The 23625-nt window shown below is 41.7% G+C and carries 16 protein-coding genes and 3 pseudogenes; 8 read left to right on the top strand and 11 right to left on the bottom strand.

Annotation, left to right across the window (positions count from 1 at the left end; genetic code table 11):
* Positions 1-17 precede the first annotated feature (17 nt).
* A complete protein-coding gene (greA, locus tag ONT18_RS10830) occupies positions 18-482 on the top strand; it encodes a transcription elongation factor GreA (RefSeq protein WP_006848453.1) in 465 nt (154 codons plus the stop codon).
* Positions 483-552: 70 nt separating this feature from the next.
* Here greA and ONT18_RS10825 read toward each other — a convergent pair whose 3' ends face one another.
* From ONT18_RS10825 to ONT18_RS10810, 4 genes are all read right to left on the bottom strand, one after another.
* The gene (locus ONT18_RS10825; RefSeq protein ID WP_264905531.1) at positions 553-2454 is read right to left on the bottom strand and encodes a MutS-related protein; all 1902 of its coding nucleotides are present in this window, start codon (positions 2452-2454) and stop codon (positions 553-555) included.
* Between the two features lie 12 nt (positions 2455-2466).
* Positions 2467-2856: a nitroreductase family protein gene (locus ONT18_RS10820; protein ID WP_264905529.1), complete on the bottom strand. Its 390-nt coding sequence runs from the start codon at positions 2854-2856 to the stop codon at positions 2467-2469.
* Between the two features lie 18 nt (positions 2857-2874).
* Complete coding sequence (locus ONT18_RS10815) at positions 2875-4089, bottom strand: ATP-binding protein (RefSeq protein ID WP_006848450.1); 1215 nt, start codon at positions 4087-4089, stop codon at positions 2875-2877.
* 231 nt (positions 4090-4320) lie between these two features.
* Positions 4321-4998: a hypothetical protein gene (locus tag ONT18_RS10810; RefSeq protein WP_264905527.1), complete on the bottom strand. Its 678-nt coding sequence runs from the start codon at positions 4996-4998 to the stop codon at positions 4321-4323.
* Positions 4999-5296: 298 nt separating this feature from the next.
* On the opposite strand from ONT18_RS10810, the gene ONT18_RS10805 reads away from it, so the two are divergent.
* On the top strand, positions 5297-5929 hold the full coding sequence (locus ONT18_RS10805) for a nitroreductase family protein (RefSeq protein ID WP_264905526.1): 633 nt from the start codon (positions 5297-5299) through the stop codon (positions 5927-5929).
* 455 nt (positions 5930-6384) lie between these two features.
* Here the strand turns inward: ONT18_RS10805 and ONT18_RS10800 are convergent, their stop codons facing one another.
* A complete protein-coding gene (locus ONT18_RS10800) occupies positions 6385-8028 on the bottom strand; it encodes a DUF6377 domain-containing protein (protein ID WP_264905525.1) in 1644 nt (547 codons plus the stop codon).
* A 216-nt stretch (positions 8029-8244) separates the two neighbouring features.
* Between ONT18_RS10800 and ONT18_RS10795 the strand changes: the two genes are divergently transcribed.
* Positions 8245-10347: a glycoside hydrolase family 97 protein gene (locus ONT18_RS10795; RefSeq protein ID WP_264905522.1), complete on the top strand. Its 2103-nt coding sequence runs from the start codon at positions 8245-8247 to the stop codon at positions 10345-10347.
* Between the two features lie 66 nt (positions 10348-10413).
* Positions 10414-12141 (top strand): alpha-amylase family glycosyl hydrolase, encoded by a 1728-nt coding sequence (locus tag ONT18_RS10790; protein ID WP_264905520.1) that lies wholly within the window; start codon positions 10414-10416, stop codon positions 12139-12141.
* Between the two features lie 137 nt (positions 12142-12278).
* Here the strand turns inward: ONT18_RS10790 and ONT18_RS10785 are convergent, their stop codons facing one another.
* The 3 genes from ONT18_RS10785 to ONT18_RS10775 form a co-directional block, all read right to left on the bottom strand.
* On the bottom strand, positions 12279-13412 hold the full coding sequence (locus ONT18_RS10785; protein ID WP_264905518.1) for an AAA family ATPase: 1134 nt from the start codon (positions 13410-13412) through the stop codon (positions 12279-12281).
* Between the two features lie 361 nt (positions 13413-13773).
* A complete protein-coding gene (locus ONT18_RS10780; protein WP_264905516.1) occupies positions 13774-13980 on the bottom strand; it encodes a hypothetical protein in 207 nt (68 codons plus the stop codon).
* The gene (locus ONT18_RS10775) at positions 13958-14161 is read right to left on the bottom strand and encodes a hypothetical protein (protein ID WP_264905514.1); all 204 of its coding nucleotides are present in this window, start codon (positions 14159-14161) and stop codon (positions 13958-13960) included. Before ONT18_RS10775 ends, ONT18_RS10780 begins: the two co-directional genes overlap by 23 nt.
* Before the next feature lie 211 nt (positions 14162-14372).
* Between ONT18_RS10775 and ONT18_RS10770 the strand changes: the two are divergent.
* Positions 14373-15053 (top strand): annotated as a pseudogene (locus ONT18_RS10770) (IS1380 family transposase); the annotation flags it as partial.
* A 277-nt stretch (positions 15054-15330) separates the two neighbouring features.
* Here ONT18_RS10770 and ONT18_RS10765 read toward each other — a convergent pair.
* The 3 genes and pseudogenes from ONT18_RS10765 to ONT18_RS10755 all read right to left on the bottom strand — a co-directional run.
* The gene (locus tag ONT18_RS10765; RefSeq protein ID WP_264905512.1) at positions 15331-17721 is read right to left on the bottom strand and encodes a DUF262 domain-containing protein; all 2391 of its coding nucleotides are present in this window, start codon (positions 17719-17721) and stop codon (positions 15331-15333) included.
* Positions 17722-17726: 5 nt separating this feature from the next.
* Positions 17727-19664, bottom strand: a complete 1938-nt coding sequence (locus ONT18_RS10760; protein ID WP_264905510.1) for a DUF262 domain-containing protein — start codon at positions 19662-19664, stop codon at positions 17727-17729.
* A gap of 44 nt (positions 19665-19708) precedes the next feature.
* A pseudogene (locus tag ONT18_RS10755) lies at positions 19709-20113 on the bottom strand (sigma-70 family RNA polymerase sigma factor); the annotation flags it as partial.
* Here ONT18_RS10755 and ONT18_RS10750 point away from each other — a divergent pair.
* The 3 genes and pseudogenes from ONT18_RS10750 to ONT18_RS10740 all read left to right on the top strand — a co-directional run.
* Positions 20085-20351: pseudogene (locus ONT18_RS10750) on the top strand (IS1380 family transposase); the annotation flags it as partial. The pseudogenes ONT18_RS10755 and ONT18_RS10750 sit on opposite strands and share 29 nt — an antisense overlap.
* 378 nt (positions 20352-20729) lie before the next feature.
* Complete coding sequence (locus tag ONT18_RS10745) at positions 20730-22085, top strand: PD-(D/E)XK nuclease family protein (RefSeq protein WP_264905508.1); 1356 nt, start codon at positions 20730-20732, stop codon at positions 22083-22085.
* 147 nt (positions 22086-22232) lie between these two features.
* Complete coding sequence (locus ONT18_RS10740; RefSeq protein WP_264903518.1) at positions 22233-23519, top strand: IS1380 family transposase; 1287 nt, start codon at positions 22233-22235, stop codon at positions 23517-23519.
* Positions 23520-23625: the final 106 nt, after the last annotated feature.

Below are 23625 nucleotides of genomic sequence, written 5' to 3'. Positions count from 1 at the left end.
TAAGATTATCAGAGAAAATGGAATATATGTCTCAGGAAGGTTACGATGAGCTCGTGGCCGAACTTCAACACATGGTTAACGTAGAGTTGCCAGCCGTTCGCGATGCGATAGCTGAGGCCCGCGATAAGGGCGACCTCAGTGAGAATTTCGAGTATCATGCAGCCAAGCGTGAGCAGGGCAAGCTTTTGAGCCGCATCAGCTTCAAGCAGAAGGTCTTGGAGAATGCCCGTGTCATCGACAAGTCTCGATTGAAGAGCGATACCGTTGGCTTGTTGAGCAAGATTAAGATTACCAATCTCGCCAACAAGTGCAGCATGAATTATACCATAGTAAATCCTCACGAGGCAGATCTCCATAGTGGCAAGATTTCCATCAAGTCGCCTATCGCCAAGGCCCTTCTGGGTAAGAAGGCAGGTGAAGAGGTCATGGTAAAGGTACCAGCCGGCTTGCTCAAATTCCGCCTGGATAGCGTGGAGCTATAATGTATTCTTTAAAAGGAAAACTCCCGATAATTTGAAACTGATCAAACTATCGGGAGTTTCTCTTTTTATTCTAATATTTCTCCAGAATCTTATTCAGTAAGAAGGTGGCATTCTGGTTTCTTGCCACACCCTTCTGTATCTTATAAGTATAGGTAACATCTGTGCCTAAATCTATCTCGAAACAATAGTTGTGGAATTTTCCTGATGCATCATTCTCCATCTTGGAGAGCTCCAGATCGTGGGTAGCGATGATACCGCTCACCGGCTGCTTGGCAATGGCTTCGAGGAACTTTCTCGAACCATTCAGCTTATCCAATGAATTCGTTCCCTTCAGAATCTCATCCAGAATAATCAGCGTTCGGAGTGGCTCCTTATAGCCCTCTGCACTTTCCCTGCAGAACTTCAGCAGCTCCTCCAATCTAATCAATTCTGCATTGAAATAAGAGATGCCATGCGTCAGATCATCGGTGGTTCTCATACTCGAGAACAATCTGAAACGGGAAATCTTCAGCTGATCCGCAAACACCGGCATACCCGCCATTGCCAGGATATAGTTCACGCCCAGCGAACGGAGGAAGGTACTCTTTCCCGCCATGTTGGCTCCGGTGATGATATAATAGTTGTCGTCCTTGATGGTGAAATCGTTCTTCACCGCCTTGGCACCCAGGAAAGGATGATAGAGATTCTTGCCTTCGAACACGATTTCCGGACTTCCGATTCCTGCATTTTCAGAAACATCGCTTTCTGTATCTGCTTCCGGACTTCCCGAAACAAATTCCGCCTCTTCCGCCTCTGGATGATTGTATCTGAAATCCGCCATCGAAACCATCGCATCCATCTCGCTGATGATATGCATCCATTCCTCCATCTTCATCATATAGGTATTCTTCCATTTCAGGAAACTGCGAACCAGGAAGAAATCGCTCAGCATGAAGGCATCGGTGAAGAAAAGACCGAGGAAGTTGCCTCTTCTGTCATACCCCTTCAATATCTTTTCCAGTTGGGCAAAGGAAGGCAGGGCATCTGCCAGGGATTTCTGCATCTCCTTGCCTGATTCGCTATGGAAATTGCGCCTGTTGATAAGCTGAAGTATCTGGGCATAGGCGATGAGCTGATGTCGAAGCTTGCCGCCATTGCTGTCTATCTTATCAAGTGTCTGCTTGCAGACGAAGAACACCACCATGTATTGAACCAACACCCACCACAAGGCGAAATTCACCGAAACCATATCGCATATCGATAAAATCACGGAACCGATGACTCCGATAATCAGCATCCATCCGATAACGAGCGAAACCGGAGACCCAAACCATGCCGGCACCTCCATCTTCGAAACCTTCTGCATCGCATCCACCACCGCAGCGGAATCAATCTTTTTCATCTTGCCATTCACAGTCTGGCTTCTGTTCTTTTCGCCAAGTGCCAGGAATTCCATTCGCCAGTTTTCGCCTTCTCCAGCCAATTCCTTCTGCAAATCTCTTCTTCTTTTGATATCCTCCATGCCCAAAGGCGTTTCCCGGGTAAGATTCCTGGCGAGTGCCTCCGAACCGCCCGATGTGATGGTTCGGCAGATACGGTTGAACAGCGAACTCTTGCCGAAGACATCGAGGTCGAAGGAATAAGGATGCTGCGGATTCTGATAGGAATCGCCCGTTTCGAAAGGCGAGAAATCGCCCTCCAAAGCCTTGATTTCGTCCTGATAAACCTTGAGCAAAGCCGAAAGATGCTCTATCTTCTCCTTGTTCTTGTCGTCAAGTCGTCTGATTCCCAGATAGGCAATCAGGCACAACGCCGCACCCATCAGATAGTTCTGCGTATCTCCATCCAATGCGAAATAGCAGATCAGAAAGGCGAGAATGCCGCCAAAAGCCAGCAGCTCGCCCGTTATAAATCCCGTATTCTTATGCTTCAGGGCAGCCACCTCAGAAGCGTATCGGCTTACATATTGTTGATAATTCTCCTTGATATTCATTCTTTTTCTTTATTATGAATTTTTCTCCATCCATTTATTGTAGGATACATTCTCCTCTTTCCACTTATCCTTTGCTTCCGCCTGATTCTTCGGATACCCGATGATGAGGGTGTTGAGCGGAATCATCGTCTTGGGCAGATGCAGTAGTTGCTGCATTCCCTCGTATCGTTCTTTCAGGGGGTAGAGGGCTGTCCATACACAGCCAAGTCCCAGGCCGTGAGCCATCAGCAGAATGTTCTCCGTGGCTGCCGAACAGTCTTGAATCCAGAACTCCTGCTCTGTATCTTCCAGCGTCTTGTCCAGGCATCCGCAAACCACAATGGCGAGCGGTGGCATGTCTGTATAACTTCTCACCGATGTACGGCTCATAATATTTTCAAAAATCTGATTCTTTTCCATCATTGTTTTTCTGTGTGAGTCTTATTTTTTAGGCGAATCATAGCATTCCATAAGCCAGTCGAGCACATATTCTTGCTTGATTCCATCATGAAACTGGACGGGGTCGTTGTCCAGGGTGAGCAGATATTTTGGAAAATTGTCGGAGATGGACTTCAGGGGTGCCAATTCTCTCTGCATCGTGGTCTCATCCCTTACGCTGAGCGATACCTGATAGTATGCCTTGTGTTCACCAATGATTACCACGAAGTCTATTTCTGCATCACCGGCTTTGCCTACATAGATTTCTCCGCCTCGTCGTGCTAGTTCCAGATACACGATGTTCTCCAGTACGTGCCCCAAGTCGCCACCTTTGGTGCCATTGATGACTTGGCGCAGACCTACGTCGGCAAGATAAAGCTTCTGTCCAGTCTTCAATAGCTGCTTACCCTTGGCATCATATCTCTGCACAGGGTAGAAGATATAGCTGTCGGTGAGGGCAGAGACGTAGTTTTCTATCGTATGAGATGTAGTCTTTCTTCCCAGCGAGGTCATGGTATCGCTGATGCGCTTGATTACGGATATGTTGCCTATATTGTCAGCAAGGAATCTTACCACACTTTGCAACATCATCACATCGGTTATCTTCTTGCGGCTCACCACGTCTTTCAGTACGATGGTGTTGTAGAGACCTGACAGGTATTCACGCACCATCTCTCGGTCTTGGCTGATTTGGGGAATGTATGGGAAGGAACCCAGTTCGATGTATTGGCGATAGGCGAGCTCTCGGGAAGTATGGGCAGGCTGCGTCTGCATGAATTCTCGGAAGGAGAAAGGGAAGAGCTTGATTTCGATGTATCTTCCGGTGAGCAGGGTGGCTATTTCGCCAGAGAGCAGGTAGGCATTGCTGCCAGTAACGTAAATGTCTACGTTGTCTAGCAGAAACAGGCTGTCTATCACTTTCTGGAAATTTTCCACCATCTGTATCTCGTCAAAGAAGAGATAGTTCATCTTGTCTGGGCACAGGTTCTGCTTTACGTGTGCGTATAAAATTTTATAGTCGAGGAACGGTTCGTTGTCGAGATCCTCGAAGTTGAGGTTCTGTACTTGTTCTTCGGATACTCCGTCCGAGAGAAGTTTCTCCCTAAACATTCTCAGCAGCGATGACTTGCCACAGCGTCGTATGCCTGTTACTACCTTGATGGCCTTCTTGTCTCTCCATTTCTCCAGGAGATTCATGTATTCTTTACGCTCTATCATATTCTCTTTATGTTCTATTTATTCACTTTGCTATTCATTTTGCATTCTATCTTGATTGCTAAAAATGAAATGCGCTGCAAATATACGAAACTTTTTTGGGAAATTTGCAGCGCATTGCAAATTTCTTGTGTTTTTGGGTGAAATTTGCAGCGTATTGCAAATTTCTTTCTGTAAAACTGATAACACTTTCTGTAATCTGTATATCCGAGAATTTGTATTTATTTAGTTTTATTACCCGATACATCCTATAGTTTTTATTACCCGATACATCCTATAGTATGCGTATATATAAGTCGATGTTGTGGTTATCATACTGATGAGATTCATGCAGGTGAAGGCTGCCTGCTGGGTGTTACCTGCCAGATAAAACACTGCAACAGGGAGTATATTTGAGCATATCAGCCATACCATGAAAACCAGGACAAGGGCTATGCCCAGTTTGCGCATGTTGCCCCTGTGCTTGCTGCACAGATGACAGCCGGCTACCAGGGAGGCGATGACGGAAATCAGGCCCATCGTGCTTTCTGTCCAGGTGAGTATGGAAGCCATTTGGGTAATCTGTCCGTTCTGCATCATCTTTACGAGATGAAGATTGAAGCATTGGCCCAGGATGAATGAGAGCACATAGTAAAGCACCATCACCTCGCTGCAGCGTCGTAGTAATTTTACGTCTGCCGGTAGCGTACAGCGGAATATTCCCCATAAAGCTATAGGGGCGAGCTGCAAGACCAGTTGCTTGATGGTAACCAGGATGGGACTTATTGGAATCAGGATGGGACTTGTTCTGAAGGATAAGCCCGCTTGTCCGCAAACAGAAAATGCCAGCGAAAACAATGCGAAAAAGCAATATGCATACATGGCATATTGTGCAATGCGGTTTATATCTATAGAATAACTTTTTCTTTCCATAATTCTACGTTTGATGATTTTATAAACAGCTTATCTTGCATAAAGCCATTGCAAAGATACGAAGTTTTTGGGAAATTCTAGCAAAATAGGTGGAAAATGTTTGGCTATTATGATATATACTTGTTAAAAGAATGGCGGAGAGACCGATAAAAACTCTTAAAAATCATAACGTATCTTCTTGAATACCAGTATTTGTTGCTATCTTTGCACGGTATATACTAATAACGCTACGTGGATAAATACTAATAGCGCTACATGGGTATATACTAATAGGAATATAAGTTTAATCATGAGTAATATGAAGAAGATTTTCTTAGGATTGGCAGCAGCACTGATGTTGACAGCCTGCAATGAGAACAGACAGCCGGAGGCAATGACCAGCGTTGACTCTGCAAGTGTGGTAACCGATTTGATGATGAGTCGCAGAAGTATCCGTGCTTACAAGGATTCCGTCATCAGCCGCGATACCCTGAACGAGATTCTGAAATGCGGCATCCATGCGCCAAACGGTCAGAACCTGCAGTCGTACGAAATCAGAGTGATAGATTCTCCTGCCCTCATCGATTCGATAACCCAAGCCGTGGTAAAGGATAATCCTAAGATAGCAGAGCGCAAGGGCTTCAAGAACATCTTCGTGAATGCTCCATGCGTGGTTTGCATCGCCTACGATACTACTTATGATATGGCGCAGATTGATTGCGGTTTGCTTGGCGAGAACATCATTCTTGCAGCATGGTCAAAGGGCATCGGTTCCTGCTGCCTGGGCAGTTCAGCCCGTTGGATACTGGATTCTCCGTCGGCCAAGCCTTACCTCGACCGCATGGCATTCTCTAAGAATTATAAGCTGCTCTACTGCATCGCCCTGGGTTATCCTGACGAATCGCCAGAGGCAAAGCCAAGACGCCAGGACATGATCAAGTTCATGGATTAAGAAAAATGAAGGTTGATGTCCTGTTTCAGGACATCAACGTTTGAAGATAGATATGCATCTTTTTGAAACATGTAGGCAAAATATGAAACATCTTCTTCAAGTTCTTTTTTATACAACTTTAAGTTAAAAAAAGGTTGCTTGTTTGAGAAACTTTGGCAATTTCCTTCGATTTCTGGTCGATAACCACTCCTTTAATCTGTTGCGCCCACGTTGGCATGCTAGCCGCCGAGAGCAATCCTAATACAATAATTCCCCTTTTAGCATTCATAACCTATATCGTTTGATTTCGGTTGCAAAGGTACGGTGGTTATATTACACTGGGGTTGCGATGAGGTTGAAAAGCATTGACGAAGCTGCGACAAAGATGTTACTTTGGCAAATCAGCTCCATTTTTTCGGAAGAAAGCATTGGCAGCTATCTGTTTCGGATATTTGTGCCGTATTCTTAATCTCCGATCAGTCGGCTATCACCATGCAGAGTCTGAGCACATTTTCTTCGAAGTGCTCCTTGTCTATGGCATTGTTCTTGAGCAGGGAACGGTAGTTGTATACGGTTTGTGGCGAATAAGACAGGATGCCGGCTATCTTGGAACTTTCAGTAATGCCTAATCTTAACAGGGCGCACACACGGAGGATAGGGGGCATTTCCCCATTCTCTTTCAGTTGGATGTGAGCCGATTCTGTGAGTTGCTGGTTCAGTTCGTTTATAAAAGTTGGGTACAGAGCTAGGAAAGACTTGTCGAATTCAGTCAAAAACTCCTTGTTTTCCCTTTCTGTACTTGATGAGGAAGAAAGGAGGCTCAGCAACTCCTTACTCTGGTTGGCCTTTATCTTTCTTACAGCCAATGTTCGTAGCTTTTGGTTCCTCTCTATATTCTTATAGCTCAGGTCAATATATACCTTTACCAATCTCTCGCGTTTCTGATTGGTATTCTTCAATTCGTCGTTGATGAGATGCAATTGTTCATTTAGAATTTCCATTTTTGCCGACGTAGCTGTGATTTCATCTTTCTTTTGTTTCAGAAGCCTGTTCTTCTTGCGGATGAACAGACTGCTAATACCTACTCCAAGTAGGAGCAGGATAATGACCAACAGGGCGATGTTGAGCAATCTGTTAGTTGTTTTGATGTCATCTGTATAGGCATTGGTAATCATCTGCAATTTGGATGAAATCTCAATGCGGCGCAACCGGTTGTTGTATGCATAAGCATCTTCCAGGGATAGGTTGATGTATTCCTGGGCTTTGTTCAGACTTCTGGTCTTATGTTTGTAGATGAAGAGTGCGATGTTTTGCAGGGCTACGTTTTCTTTTATGGCAGAAGTGATGTCTGAGATGGCTGCAACCAGCAGGTAATGTTCCGTCAGTTTCTGGTTGTTGGCTTTCTGGTATACTTCGGATAGGGCAAAGGCGGTCATGGCATGGAGACGGCTGTCCGGCTTTTCCATACTCAGTGCTTTTTTGTAGTATTGGATGGTCTTGTTATTGTTGGAATGATTGCTGTAATAGTAAAACTCTCCCAGCAGGTAGTAATAGAATGCATCTTTCTTTGGCGACAGTTCTAATGTTTTCTTCAGGTATTCCACTTTCTGCTGGTCGTAAATCTTGCTGAATTCATTGTTTTCACAATAGGTTGACCAGTTGTTGTATAGTCCGTAAAGTGTATAATAGTATTGAAACTGATAGTCAAGCGGATCTTCTTCCTTGGGTTCTATCTTCTGCATGATGTTTTTTGCTTCAGCATAGAATCCACGTGTGATAAGCAGGCTGGTTTGGCTAAGTTGGAATCTTTTATGATATAAGATGTTGTTGCTCTTTTGGGCAAGAACAAGGCCTTTTTTTACGTAAGTCATCGCCGAATCATACTCGTAGGCTTTGTATCCATTGGCGAGTTGCTCGTAAAGCTTGAGCTTGTCCTCGTTGCTGGTTACATATTTGGCACCCTGCTTGATGTCGTTCAGACTTTTCTCTTTTACTTCTACATAATGCGCACGTTTTTCTATGGCAGCATCCAGCTGTTTGTAGAGCTGGCTGTTGTCTGCTTTTGCGCATATCGGCTGTAGCATCAGCAGTGTGATGATTATAACGAAAAGATGTCTCATTTTTCCTATGTTTTTAGATTCTGCTGCAAAAATAATAAAAAACATTGAGAATCTCGCATCTACTAGCCGTTTATTTTTGAGAATTTGCAAAATGTTGATATTCAGAGAGGTGAGGAGGTTGGTAGATAGCGGTAATCTACCAAGAACCTACTATTCGTACCAACTTATCGATTTTTGCCGTACTTTTGCAGCAACAAACAATTTTAAACAAAAAATATGAAAAAACTCTTTTTGCTCGCAAGCCTTCTGATGGCTTTTGGCATCTCAGCAGATGCAGGAGACATCACTTCTCCTAACGGACAAATCAAGGTGAACTTCACCTTGGATGGCACTGTGCCTACCTATAGTGTGACCTATCAGGGTAAGACAATTATCAAGCCTAGCCGTCTGGGTTATCAGCTCGCCAAGGGCGGTAAGGATGGCAAGGACCTGCTTGCCGATTTTAGTGTTATCGATGAGAAGACTTCCACTTTCGATGAGACCTGGACTCCTGTTTGGGGAGAGAACAAGTCTATCCGCAATCATTATAATGATATGCTGGTAGAGTTGAAGCAGAATTCCACCGACAGTTATATGAACGTCCGCTTCCGTGTCTATGACGATGGAGTAGGATTGCGCTATGAGTTCCCTCAGAAAGGCAGTCTCAACTACTTTACCATCAAGGAAGAGCGTACAGAATTTGCCATGACGGGCGATCATACCGCCTGGTGGATTCCGGGTGATTACGATACCCAGGAGTATGAATACACCAAGACCCGTCTGTCGGGCATCCGTCCAGCCCTGCATGCTGCTGTCAGCAGCAATCTCTCACAGACTGTCTTTTCAGATACCGGTGTACAGACCTCACTCCAGTTGAAGACTGATGATGGTATCTACATCAACCTGCATGAGGCAGCTCTGGTGGATTATCCAGCCATGCATCTGAACCTGGATGACAAGACCATGACTTTTACCTCTTGGCTTACCCCTGATGCACAGGGTATGAAGGGATATATGCAGACTCCGTTCAAGAGTCCTTGGCGTACGATGGTCATTACAAATGATGCCCGCAAGGTATTGTCTTCCAACCTGATTCTCAATCTCAATGAGCCTTGCAAGATCAAGGATACCTCCTGGATTCATCCTGTAAAATATGTAGGTGTATGGTGGGAGATGATTTCCGGTAAGGGAGAGTGGGCTTATACCCATGATTATCCTACCGTGAAGTTGGATGGAACCGACTATGTACATGCCAAGCCATCGGGCAAGCATTCTGCCAACAATGCCAATGTACGCCGTTACATCGACTTTGCTGCAGCCCATGGTTTCGATGCAGTCCTTGTAGAAGGATGGAACATTGGTTGGGAAGACTGGAGTGGCTATATGAAGGAAAAGGTATTCGATTTCCTGACTCCATATCCTGATTTCGACATCAAGGCGCTCAATGAGTATGCGCATTCCAAGGGTGTGAAGCTCATCATGCATCATGAGACTTCTTCTTCTGTAATGAACTACGAGAAGTATATGGACAGAGCTTATCAGTTGATGAAGGATTATGGCTACGATGCAGTGAAGAGCGGTTATGTGGGCAACATCATTCCTCGTGGCGAGCATCACTACAGTCAGTTGGAAATCAATCACTATCTGCATGCCGTAACCCGTGCTGCCGATTATCACATCATGGTAAATGCCCATGAGGCTGTGCGTCCTACCGGTCTCTGCCGCACTTATCCTAACCTGATTGGCAACGAGAGTGCTCGCGGTACTGAATATCAGGCTTTCGGAGGTACCAAACCGGGACATACCGCCATCTTGCCTTTCACCCGTCTGCAGGGTGGTCCGATGGATTATACACCGGGTATCTTTGAAATGGATTGCGCCAATGGTTCTCATTGCAACTCTACCATCTGCGGTCAGTTGGCACTTTATGTAACGATGTACAGTCCGTTGCAGATGGCTGCCGATTTCCCTGAGAATTACGAGAAGCACATGGATGCCTTCCAGTTTATCAAGGACGTGGCTGTAGATTGGGACAAGTCTATCTATCTGGAGGCTGAACCAATGGAGTATATCACCGCTGCCCGCAAGGCAAAGGGTTCTGATAACTGGTTTGTCGGTGGCGTTACGGGCATGAAGGCTCATCAGTCTACCGTAAAGCTCGATTTCCTTGACAAGGGAAAGAAGTATGTGGCTACCATCTATCAGGATGCAAAGAATGCCAACTACAAGACCAATCCTCAGGCTTATGTCATCACCAAGAAGACTGTAACCAGCAAGTCTGTCTTGAAGTTGAACTCCGTTGCAGGTGGCGGATTTGCAATTAGCATTCTTGCACAATAAAATGCAGAATTTTGAGTTATTAGGAAAGAAAGTTTTCTTGAATTAATAATGATGCTCATGAAAAGAATGAATAAAATGTTGTTGGTTGCTGCCTTGGCGGCAACCACACTTTCTGCTCAGGCAGAACAGAAGAAGGGACCGGCTTGGTTGAGTGATGCACTTTTCTATCAGATTTATCCATCTTCCTATATGGATACTGATGGCAATGGTATTGGTGACCTGCCGGGTATCACTTCCAAGTTGGATTACATCAAGTCGCTGGGTGTGAACGCCCTCTGGCTCAATCCGATCTTTGAGTCGGGATGGTTTGATGGTGGCTATGATGTCATCGACTTCTATAAGGTGGATCCTCGATTCGGTACCAATACCGATTTGGTTACATTGGTCAATGAGGCCCATAAGCGTGGCATGAAAGTTTGTCTCGACCTGGTGGCAGGACATTCCAGCACCAAATGTGCCTGGTTTAAGGAGTCTTCCGAGAAAGATCCTAACCAGCGTTACAGCGACTATTATATCTGGATGAACGATATTCCTGAGAGCGAGAAGAAAGAAATAGAAGCCCGTCATCAGGAGGCAAGTCCGGAGTCTAGTACCCGAGGCAGATATGTGGAGGCGAATGCTCCTCGTGCCAAGTATTATGAGAAGAATTTCTTCGAGTGCCAGCCAGCCTTGAACTATGGCTTTGCTCATCCAGACCCAAATCATCCTTGGGAGCAGAGCGTAGATGCACCTGGACCACAGGCTGTTCGCAGGGAAATACGTAACATCATGGCTTTTTGGTTTGATAAGGGTGTGGATGGATTCCGTGTTGATATGGCGTCATCGCTCATCAAGAACGACCCCGACAAGAAGGAGGTTTCCAAACTCTGGAATGAGATGCGTGCATGGAAGGACAAGTACTATCCTGAGACCGTCCTGATTTCAGAGTGGGCTAATCCGCAGCAAGCCATTCCTGCCGGCTTCAACATCGATTTCTACATCCATTTCGGTCTTAAGGGCTATGCCTCTCTGTTCTTCGACCGCAAGACTCCATGGGGCAAGTGGGAGCAGAGCTATCAGAACTGCTATTTCGACAAGCAGGGCAAGGGTTCGCTTAAGGAATTTAGCGAGAACTATACCAAGGCTTTCAATGCCACCAAGAATCTCGGCTACATCGCTGTACCATCTGCCAACCACGATTACCAGCGTCCTAACATCGGTACCCGTAATACGCCAGACCAGTTGAAGGTGGCGATGACCTTCTTCCTCACCATGCCAGGTGTTCCATTTATCTATTATGGTGATGAGATTGGTATGAAGTATCAGATGAATCTCCCTAACAAGGAGGGTAGCAATGAGCGCTCTGGTACCCGCACTCCGATGCAGTGGACCAAGGGCAAGAATGCCGGCTTCTCAACGAGTGCGCCTGATAAACTCTACTTCCCTGTAGATACGGAAAACGGAAAGTTGACCGTTGAGGCTCAGCAGGGAGATCAGAATTCTCTGTTGTCATATACCCGCAAGCTGACCGCTTTGCGTCATTCAGCCAAGGCTCTTGACAATGAGGGAGATTGGAAGCTCCTGAACCAGAAGGGTCAGGAATATCCGATGGTATATGAGCGCACTTTGGGTGATGAGAAGTATGTTGTTGTCGTGAATCCTGGTGCCAAGGCAGCCTCTCTCAACATCAGCTCTGTAGGTGGCAAGGCAGTTTCTGTTCTTTCTACAGGCAAGGTTGTATATAAATCAGGCAAGAAGACCGATGCCATCAAGGCTTCAGGCATTAGTGCCGCCGTATTCAAGGTGGTTAAGTAACCTGTGAACATGATTATTGCTAGCTTTATTAAATATCAGAATCCGCATGGATTTTAAGGAAAAATAAGAAAGAAAACAAAAAGATAATCCGAAACAGAAGCATTGGCAGCTATCTGTTTCGGATTTTTTTGCAATGATTAATTTCCAGCGCAGTTCTTCCTCAACCACATCCCGAAGAAGCGGTCGTAGATGATATAGCTGCCATTGTACTTGTAGATGAATTCTCTATTGATCAGCGTCTTGAGAGCAAGACTCACGCTGCTGGCAGCAGGCAAGTTGTGGCGGCTGATGAAATCCTGCGAAAGAATGGAGGTGACAGCCTTATCCTGGGCAATGGCAGATAGAAGGGCTGCCTGATTGTCTGTAAGGGAATCGTAGTAATTCACGAATGCCACTTCCTGCTCGTTCACCAATTCCAGGGTTACATCATCAATTTCCGCTGTCGTAATTTCCTTTCCGTTCTGATAGAGTCGGTTCAGAATATCCTGAATATACCAGGTTTGACCATCCACCTTATTATATAGATAGGCAAAGGTATCAGGATCCATGGTCAGATTCCGGGTCCCCATCCATCTGTTGGCAAAATGATGATACTCATCCTGGTTGATGAGAGGAAGGTTGAGAATTTGCGAACTCTGATAGAATGGGCGCTTTGCCGACAGGAACATGTCGGTCATCATGTGCTGCTTACTGCCTGCAAAGATGAAATATACATTCGGCAAAAACTGGATATAGGAGCGTAGCAGGGCCTCTGTGCCATCTTCGGGATATTCGGCTATCTGCTGAAACTCGTCGATGGCAATATAGATTCGTTTTTCCGATTGTTTCAGATACTCGAAGATATGTTTGAGAGAATCCTCGCTCTGGCTTGGTGAAACCGTAATCGAGAACGTAGGGATTCCCGTCATCTCATCAAACGACATCGTAGGCTTGTAGCCGGCAAAGAAGGTGGTAATCTTGCGCATGGCAGTTTGCGAGAAAGTATCAACCTTCCCGATAACCGTCTTTGCCAACAATTGGATGAATTGGCTCAGATTTCTTGTGGCATTGATGTCGAGATAGAAACAATGCGTCTCAGGCTCCTGCTTGCTGATGTTCTCTAAGACATGGTGTATGAGTCCCGTCTTTCCGATGCGGCGAGGAGAGATGAGGACGATGTTGCGCTCATTCTGCAAAGCCTTCATGATGACTTCCGTCTCTTTCTTGCGGTCGCAGAAGTATTCTGCTCCCTTATATCCGTAGATAACAAATGGGTTATTCAGCTGTTCCATAACGTTTTATATCTATTCCATATTTTGTGTTACATGTTTTATGAAATGCAAAGATACTACTTTTTATGTAACTATCGCCACTTCTTTTCCTAATAATTTTTAAAACTTGCATTTTGACAGTGCTTATCCATCAAAATTACTGCGCAGAAGAAATAAATCTCAATCTGTAAATCTCTTGTCGGGTATTGCGATAGTGAAAGGCTGGAAGGAAGAACCCCCAAGAGAAAGGTTGGGTTCTGATGCATCACCCATAAAGAAAAGGCGGTAAATACGAAAAATGTATTTGCCGCCTTTTTCTCCTAGTTTCAGATGATTGTATCTGATATTTCTTGATAGATTAAATCTGTTATTCCTTAATTGATTAAATCTGGTATTTCTTTGTGAGATTTCTCAATTTTTCGGCAATATCTTCCAGGAGTACACGCTCCTTGAGCTTGTGACTGTTGCCAACCATGGCATTGAGGGAGAAAGCATTGAGCATCCAGCTTCTGGCACTTCCTTCCTCGAAACAGTCACCATACTCAATGTAATAGCGGTATCCGCTGTCACAGCAGATGCTGATTTTCAAACAGTTCCTCGATGGAATGGAGGTTGTTGATGAAGGTACGGCGAGAGAGTTCCGTTCCTTCGCTGAGATCAGAATCCTTCCATCTGCTTTGGATTTCCTTTAAGGTGATGCCGCCCCTTTTTCTAGCCCGATGGATGGTTTCCACGAGCCAGACATATTTGTTCAATTGATTGATAGCCATATTCTGTTTCTTTTATTTTGGTACAAAAATAACGGAAAAGTAGGAAAATATGTTGCACAAGATAGATTTATTTCATCCTTAATTCCGCAACACTATAAATTTAAACTTTTATAATATCCTGAGCAACAAAAAGTTGCCCCGAATTTTGCCATGTCGAAGAATTCACTTATCTTAGTGTTGCAAAAGAAAACAAGAAAATCCAGCGATAGGCATGGCAAAAATACAAATAAAATCTGAGAAACTCACTCTTTTGGGAGGAAAATTTTCAATCATGGAGCAATTTGACTCTACATTGTCATCTGCAATCGACTCACCCCTCGGTCTAAGGTGTAGATTGTTCGGTTATCAGTACAGCGAAATCATCTGTTCTCTCTTGAGTATCTACTTCTGTGGTGGCTCATGCATTGAGGATGTCACTGCTCAATTGTATTTTTGCATCTGGTCAACTTAAAGAGGGTGAGATGTATGATGTTGATTTCTACCATCAGTTCATAGAGACTGAGAAGTATGATGCAAAGCCTGCATACAAGAAGTTCTTTGGTTATCGCCCTGGCGTGGCGGTTATTGGCGACTTGATTGTTGGCATTGAGAATAGCGATGGTAACACAAATGTTCGTTTTCATCAGAAGGATACGCTGAAGAGTGAACAGAACGGACTTACTATCAATCGTTTCAGAGCTGATTGCGGATCATGTTCCGAGGAAATCGTGGAGGAAAGGAACGTATCTTCGATGATATGAACAATGGTTTCGGGTGGGACAGATTGCCCAAGTCCTTCATGGCAGAGAATACTGTGTTTCTTCTTCTTACAGCACTTATCCGTAACTTCTACAAGGCCATTATCCAAAGACTTGACGTAAAGAAGTTCGGACTCAAGGCTACAAGTCGCATAGTGGGGTAAGGGGATGTTGTGAGCTGAAGTGGGTGTTTTAGCCTCAATTTATCTGATAATTCAGTAATGAGAGAACGTGTACACGCAAGAAGGACGTTGAAGGGCTTAGTTGCGGATTTGAGGTAGAACTAAATTCAGATAATATATCGATAAGCAATAGCTATCCACATATTATCTGAATTTCGTTAATTTTACTGACAGAAAAATGAGTTATTTCAAAACACCTCTCCTATGCGATGGTAAGAGAGACACTTATATATCCAACATTAACCAGTTTTTAAGAAAGACTACTGGCAATAAACTCCCTGATACTATTCATTTTATCCATAATATCCTTTGGAGATTCATGGCTGGAATAATATATACCAGCTTTTTCCTTATCATCTTCCTTCAACTCGAATTCTTGAACAACCTTATCAAAGAACGGTAATTTTTTCTTACCGTTATCTCTTTGGAATACTGATAGATAACCTAAAGAATCATCATCAAAATATAATTCTATGGCTACATCATAATTTATCAAATCAGAAAAAAGGCATACATAATCACCTTTCCAACATTCTATTCGTTTCCATTTAGAATTTTTCTCCCCACTATTGACAAAAGCATTCCCATAGAGATAAATGTCGCGATAGTTATTATTCGAGCTATAGATTATCTGTGTGAATTGAGTATCTTTTATTCTCAACATTCTGCCCCAAGAACCACCCTCATTAAACTTTATGTTATAGCCGTTACTTTTCCAAAAGCCAACTTGTTTAAAATATTCGACAAACTGAAAGAAAATATTCTTCGAATGAGAAGCATTCAACAACCAACTATCAATAATGCTAATTTGGCTTGATACCATATCGTCAAGCTTTAAAGTATCAATATACTTACCCAATTTGACGGAAAGTCTATCCTCTTCACTTGCAGACTTATCACTATCAATTTTATCAGTATGCACACTAGTATCACCTTTAAAGAAACGGTCATACCAATCATCTAAATTATACAAAAAAGAATAGTTATCACTTCCTGTATGAACAGGATATTTATCCATATCCACAGAACAAGCAAATGATATGGCAGTTAAGTCTGATACAGTCTGGTGGTACTTAAAAAATAGTTGCTCGAACTTCTGCTTTATAAGAGCAAACTTATCCTTATTAAAACAACCATTCTCGTCAAATCCTGCCCATTTTATAATGGTAGAAATTCTTCCGTGCAAAACAGGACATACCGATCTTTTTGACATGTCGTCAAACAATTGCTCTATACTTTCACGTTTACTTTCATTTTCTTTATAGATTCTCAATCTAAGCAATTCTTCATCTGTCAAAATCTTGTGCTCTTTTGCATCCATATCAAGCAGTCCACAAATGTCATTGCCTTCCAACTTACTTAACACATGGATTGCATCAGCAATCTGATTTTCTTGACTTCTGATAACAGTATAACGAGTGATGTTGTAAAGGAATTCATACACTCGCTTTATATCAATATCCTCTGCAGAAGGATGTTCCATAAGATACTTAATCAGTGGCAAAATGACAAAGTACTCTTTCAAATCTTTCTGCTTACTAAATTCGCCACTAGCTGTAAGAGACATTTTTTGACATATTTCCATCAATGTAGGATTTGTATCCAATTTCTTGAAATTTTGAAACACAGTGTCAATCTGTTGTATAGAAATGTTTTCATAAGGGAATTTGAAGTCATTTTTCTCACGTGATAGATAATCTGCGATTGCTCTCTCAGGATTAAAAATAGCAGCAACCATGCGCAGAAACTCCTTCATGCCTAAATCGGAAGTCTCCTCATCTTTACGTCTATGATTCCAAAAATAATTATCGATTGTTTCCCAAATCTCACTATTTCTCTTCCACTTGCTCTTATCATCATGAGTTACTACAAGAGGTTTTAAGTTCTCTGTAGAAGTCAATGGCTCACCTGTAGTATTAATAATGACAAATGTTTCTTCACCATCTTTCCTGTTGCCCATATTATAATAGACAAAGAATAGGTGTTCTGTGATATACTTACCAAGGGCAATAACATCAAATTTCTTATCTTTCAGCAATTCTGCCATCTTATCCAAAGTAACCAACATACTCTGGATAGTAGGATCTGACTCATATTCATGGAACCACCAACTCTGCTTTTTGATAAAATCGCTAGGGATGTTATCTTGCCAAGCATATTTATTCTTATCAGACTTGATAAAGAACTTGCATACTAAATCAGATAAGAAATATAGTGAAGAATCTCTTATCGCATATAATAACGTTGGCTCTTTATCATCCAAATTATACTCAAAATCTGAAATCAAGAAATCCTGGAAGGGATTCTCTTCTTCTGACATAATATTCAGTAAGCCAAGTAACAAATACAATGTTGTCAAACGCTGCTGACCATCACAAAGCTGCAAATAAGGACGCTCCTTCTCATAATAACCATAGATAAGTCCTATGATTAAATCCTTTGATCTATTCTCCTCAAAGTGTTTTATGAGGTTGTCTACAAAGTCCACTACCAGATTACCTGTAGTTCCCCAGCAATAATCTCTCTGTAAATCAGGTATGACAATCTTGGAATTATCTGAACTTACAAATAATCCCTTTAAATCATACAACTGACTTGATTTCAAACGATTATCATCTGACTTTATATTTTCATGTATCATACGTTTTACTTAATTATTAATTCCACATATTTGATGCGCTGCTCAACATCATTGATTACATCCAACTGATTTTGGCAAATGGCTGATTCGTCAAACTTTTGGTATTGAGCGAAACTAAACACTGTATGCAAAAGATGACGGCTGCTGAAAAAACCTTTACTCAAATCAAAATAGCTTTGTCGTTTTTTCTCAGGCAACATATTACCAAATTCAGAATTGTTATTTCCGTATAATAGCAACAAATTGCCAATGCTGTGTTCTGACAATATAACAGATGCCAAATCCAAAGATAGCTCCGATGAATTATCTTTGACTAAATCTTTCCAATGATTTTGGATGTCATCTCTTGAAATATAGCCTTTTTCCATAATTATTTCGCCAAGTTTCAAAGAACCATTTTGCTTATTAAAATCTTCATCTTTGAAATCCTTTTCATACTTTAATGGTTCACTATCTCCTCTATAGATGTCATTATTTTGTAAATGTAAAACCATTGACTTTGGATAGACATGCTCCAAGGAGCGATTACCTGCCACAATAGTAAAGTCAAACTTTCTATTCAATTCAGTGTCTCTCTCAACATTTCTAACCAAGAGATAATTATATGCAAGCTCATTATTCACACCATAAATTGGATTCTGAGCCAATGTCTGACGAAATTCTTCTATTTTATCTTTCTTTTCAAAATCATGATGAACTATATTCTTGTAGGTGAAACCAATCAAAAGTAAATCTACAACAAGCTTTAAATCTTGCACATTACATTTGTCATTCTCACCTGTATAACCAAAGTATGCTTTGATAAAGCCTATTTTGTCTTGGTCATTAGATAGCAACCTCATTATCACTCCAAAGCAGTTCGCCTCCTTTGGAAGTGAAAAAACATCTTCAAACTTGTGCTGGCAATCTCTTAACTGAGAAAAAAGGTACTTTGCTGAAAATGCAGGATTCTTTGCCTTATTATTCTCTTTTAATTTTAATTTATAGGCTTCAAACAATCCGCTTTTATTGTCTTCAAATTCGGTCTTCAAAAGCCAGCCCATCGGATTTTGGCAATTAAACATAAGTTTTACCTCTTCCTGGTTCCACCAATGAAGCCATCTATCCCATTCATGGGCATATCTACTACGCAATGAGATATTGTCCCACTCACTAGCCTGATTATTAGTATATCCACCAGTCCCTAAAGAAGCCATGCGAAGCAAGTCTGCCTTAATTAGTTCATAATCTTGCATAATGGCCTTATTGCCATTCATCATGGTAAATGTTGAGACGGCAAGTTCCTGAGATATATTAATGAGCAAGAAGTAAACATGTTGACGTATATACTTGATTATTTCATTCTTATTCTTAGTATAAAGTTCATGCTTCTTTATCAAACAGATAGTCTTCTTGAAAAAATAACCGTCCTGAGTAGTTATTTCTTCATCTTCATTGCAATTCTTTAACCATTCTCCAGGATTTACTTTACCACCACCGACTGTACTACCTCTACTGCTATTATACTCGATGGTAAAAGGATGCTCTACACCCAAAGTTTTGAGTAATAGATAAAAAAATGTACTTCTCTGTTGACCATCTATAACAGAATATTTGTCACCTTCTATAGCAACGGTAATGCCTTGGATAAAGATGTCCGTAGAGTTTTTATAACCCTCACATAAAGTATCAAGCATATAACTCACAGAATTTTTAGAGCCAACATGCTCCTTTCCCCAAATATATCCACGCTGATAACATGGTATTTGGATCGTCTTACCATCGATATACTGTCCTAAAGTTATTTTATTAGCACTCATAGGCTGTTTGTTATATTGAAAATTGTTTACACTTATAGCATAGACATAATATAGTAATGCCTTACCATCTACAAATTTAATAAAAAGCTGTGAAAAATAACTGCCCATTAACAAATAATAAGAATAAAAAATCGTACCACCCATCACGAGCAGGGCAACTTCTTGTCTCTTTCATTAAACGCTTATTTTAATGAACCGATTTTATCCAAACTGATGCGGGTAATATGGTTTTGCTCGGCTATAGCCTGAAGAATGCTCTGGCGAATCCACCATATCGCATATTGGATAAACTTAAAGCCGCGAGTTTCGTCAAACCTCTCAACAGCTTTTATCAAACCAATATTCCCCTCATCAATGAGGTCTGTGAGAGCAAGACCTCGATGCTGATATCGCTTCGCAACGGACACTACGAAACGTAAGTTGGCTCTAATCAATTTCTCTTTGGCACGCTCTCCCTCACTTCCACCTTTACGGATTTTCCTAGCGAGTTCAAGCTCTTCATCATGAGAAAGTAAAGGCTCACGTCCTATTTTCATTAGATATCGCTCTTTTACCTTTGCACTCGGGTGGGACAGATTGCCCAAATCCTTCATGGCAGAGAATACTGTGTTCCTTCTTCTTACAGCACTTATCCGTAACTTCTACAAGGCCATTATCCAAAGACTTGACGTAAAGAAGTTCGGACTCAAGGCTACAAGTCGCATAAAAGCGTTTGTCTTGAGGTTCATCTCTGTACCAGCCAAGTGGATCAGGACATCAAGGCGGTATGTGCTGAATATCTATACCTGTAATAATGCTTATGCAGATATTTTTCAGACTGATTTTGGATAACGCCTACAACTTATGGGTATGATACAGCGTATTGCCTCAAGTCGCATTGTGGGGTAAGGGGATGTTGTGAGCTGAAGTGGGTGTTTCAGCCTCAGTTTATCTGATAATTCTGTAATGAGAGAACGTGTACACGCAAGAAGGACGTTGAAGGGCTTAGTTGCGGATTTGAGGTTCATGCAAATTTCAATTATTTCATCATTTTGTGAAAATAAAACGAACCTGTGCAGTCAATTTACCCATGTCTTCTGTACTTTTGCACTGGAAATAAAAAAAATGAAATTTATATAATATCTTCCCGACTTTTCCGTTTTCTGATATAGACATTATAAGAATGTGGAATAAGTATAAGAAAAAGAATGAAATTAAAATTTTAGTAATATGGATTTAAAAGCTATACAGCAATTGCTGCAAGAAGCTCAGTCTATCTTACAGAAAAGTAAGGCTGAGAAGAAAGAGCGTGAGGCAAAAGGCGAATATTTCAGCGTTTTTGAATATTTGAATTTTTCGCGCTTTGAGGAACAACTGCATACCCCTTTTCTTCGTATGCTGCTTGATAAGGATGCCAATCATGGAGTGGGGAAAGGCTTCTTGCAGGCTTTTCTAGATAAGATTGTGGAAAAGTTGAAGCCTGATTTTCAATATGATATCAATTCGAGTCATATTGAATATCAAGATGTTTATTTGGGCAATAATGAGATATCTGAGGATGGTACTTCTACTGGAGGAAAAATAGACATTCTCTTGCATGATGACAAAAAGCATGCTATCATTATTGAAAACAAGTTTGATAGATATGGCAATCCTGCTCAAGATCAACCTAAACAACTTGAGCGATATTATAATCATGGTAAAGATGATAAGAAATATGAGGATTTTATCTTGATATATCTCACTCCATCTGGTCAATATGCTTCGAAGGATTCTACGGGTTCCAATACAATAACCTATTATCCGGTAAGTTATGACCAGTCTGATAATAAGCCAAATATCTTATCTTGGCTTGATGAGTGTTTGAATATATCAAAAGGATGCCCTCGCATTCATGAAGTGATTAAGCAATACATAACTTATATAAAAAATACAAGACAGATTATGGAAGGAAAATATCAAAATGAATTGTGGAATTTGTTGTTTTCAGATGAAAATTTATTAGATGTGACACTTAATATCATACATAGTGGGGAAAAGATAAAAGAGAAAATCAGAAAAGACTTCTGTGAAAAGCTAGTGCAAAAGGCAGGTGAATATGGTCTTGAACTTCGTGAAAATGATAATGGGTATGTTAACATCATTAAATGGGATAATGATAAAGATGTTTGGATGATTTTTGTAGGAAAGAAGAAGTGTCAATCACAAGTAGGATTCGTGGTTGGCTATTTCTCACGAACAGACGATAATAATGGCGGAATGTTATATGGGTTGTCTATTATTAATGGGGACTATTCAAATCTGGAAGAGCTGAAACATAAATTTAAGATAGAGTCTGGCAATCCAGATGACGAGTATCCTAAGTTCACACAAGAGAATCTTCCGGGTAAACTTTCTGAAGAGCAATGGAAAGAATTCCCTTGGGGATTTTCGTATTTAAGTGACGAGAATAGAAAATGTGATAAAAATTGGTATGATTGGGATGATCCTCAAACTTTGGCAGATATGCACAATGGCAAGATGCTTAAGTTTATGGAAACCCGTTTTGAAATTCTGAAAAAGCATGGCATCATAGACAAGCTGTAGTTTATAATTACCCTTAATTCCGCAACACTATATTTAACATTATTTATAAGTGCCTGAGCAACAAAAAGTTACCCAGGATTTTGCCATGTCAGAATTTTCACTTACCTTAGTGTTGCGAAAAGAAGACAAGCAAAACTCTAATATGACATGGCAAAGATACAAATAAAATCTGAGAAACTCACTCCTTTTGGGGGAATTTTTTCGATTATGGAGCAATTTGATGCTCTTTTAGCTCAAACCATAGATTCCACCTTGGGATTGAGATGCACTATGTTTGGTTATCAATATAGCGAGATTCTACGCTCTCTGATGTGCGTATATCTTTGTGGTGGCTCATGTATTGAGGATGTTACAACTCACCTGATGAAACATTTGTCTCTTCATCCAACTCTTCGCACTTGCAGCGCAGACACCATATTACGTGCTATCGAAGAACTGACTTTTAAGAGCATCACCTATAAGTCTGCTTCTGGCAAATCCTATGATTTCAATACTGCAGACAAGATGAACTGCTTACTGGTCAATGCCCTGCTTGCTACTGGTCAATTGAAATCCGGTCAAGAGTATGATTTTGACTTTGACCATCAGTTCATTGAAACAGAGAAGTATGATGCAAAACCAACCTACAAGAAGTTCTTGGGCTATAGTCCAGGGGTGGCAGTCATTAACGACATGATTGTCGGTATTGAAAATAGAGACGGTAACACAAACGTGCGCTTCAACCAAAGAGAGACTTTGGAAAGAATCTTCAAGCGATTGGAGGCTTCGGAAATATATATTTCTCGTGCCCGCATGGATTGCGGCTCATGTTCGGAGGAAATCGTAGATATGGTAGAGGCTCATTGCAGGCATTTTTATATTCGTGCCAACAGATGCTCTTCTTTCTACGATTCCATGTTTGCCTTAACTGGATGGAAAACTGTTGAAATCAACGGTATTGAGTTTGAGTTGAATTCTATCCTTGTTGAGAAATGGAAAGGAAAACCGTATCGTCTTGTCATACAGAGACAAAGGCGAATAGATGGATACCTTGACATTTGGGAAGGCGAATATACCTACAGATGTATACTGACTAACGATTACAAGTCGAGTGCAAGAGACATCGTGGAATTCTACAATCTTCGTGGTGGCAAGGAACGCATCTTCGATGACATGAACAATGGCTTTGGCTGGAATCGATTGCCAAAATCGTTCATGGCACAGAATACTGTATTCCTGCTTATGACAGCTCTCATCAGAAACTTCTACAAAGCTATTATGCAGAGATTGAAAACCCATGAATTTGGATTGCGTGCCACCAGCAGAATCAAGACCTTTGTTTTCAAGTTCATCTCTGTTCCTGCGAAATGGATTAAGACATCACGTAGGCATGTATTGAACATTTACTCAGACAACAATGCTTATGCCAACCTGTTCAAGACAGACTTTGGTTAAAGACCATGCTTTTCTGGTTAAACCAGCGTATTACCTCAAGTCGCTTTATGGGGTAAGGGGATTTTGTGTCTGCGACATTTCTGTTGTGCAAGAAATATGTACAATA

This window comes from Segatella copri, from assembly GCF_026015295.1.
Taxonomy (GTDB): Bacteria; Bacteroidota; Bacteroidia; order Bacteroidales; family Bacteroidaceae; genus Prevotella; species Prevotella copri_C.
The sequence above is the reverse complement of the archived record's forward strand: the minus strand, read 5'-3'. Positions and strand labels throughout refer to the sequence as shown.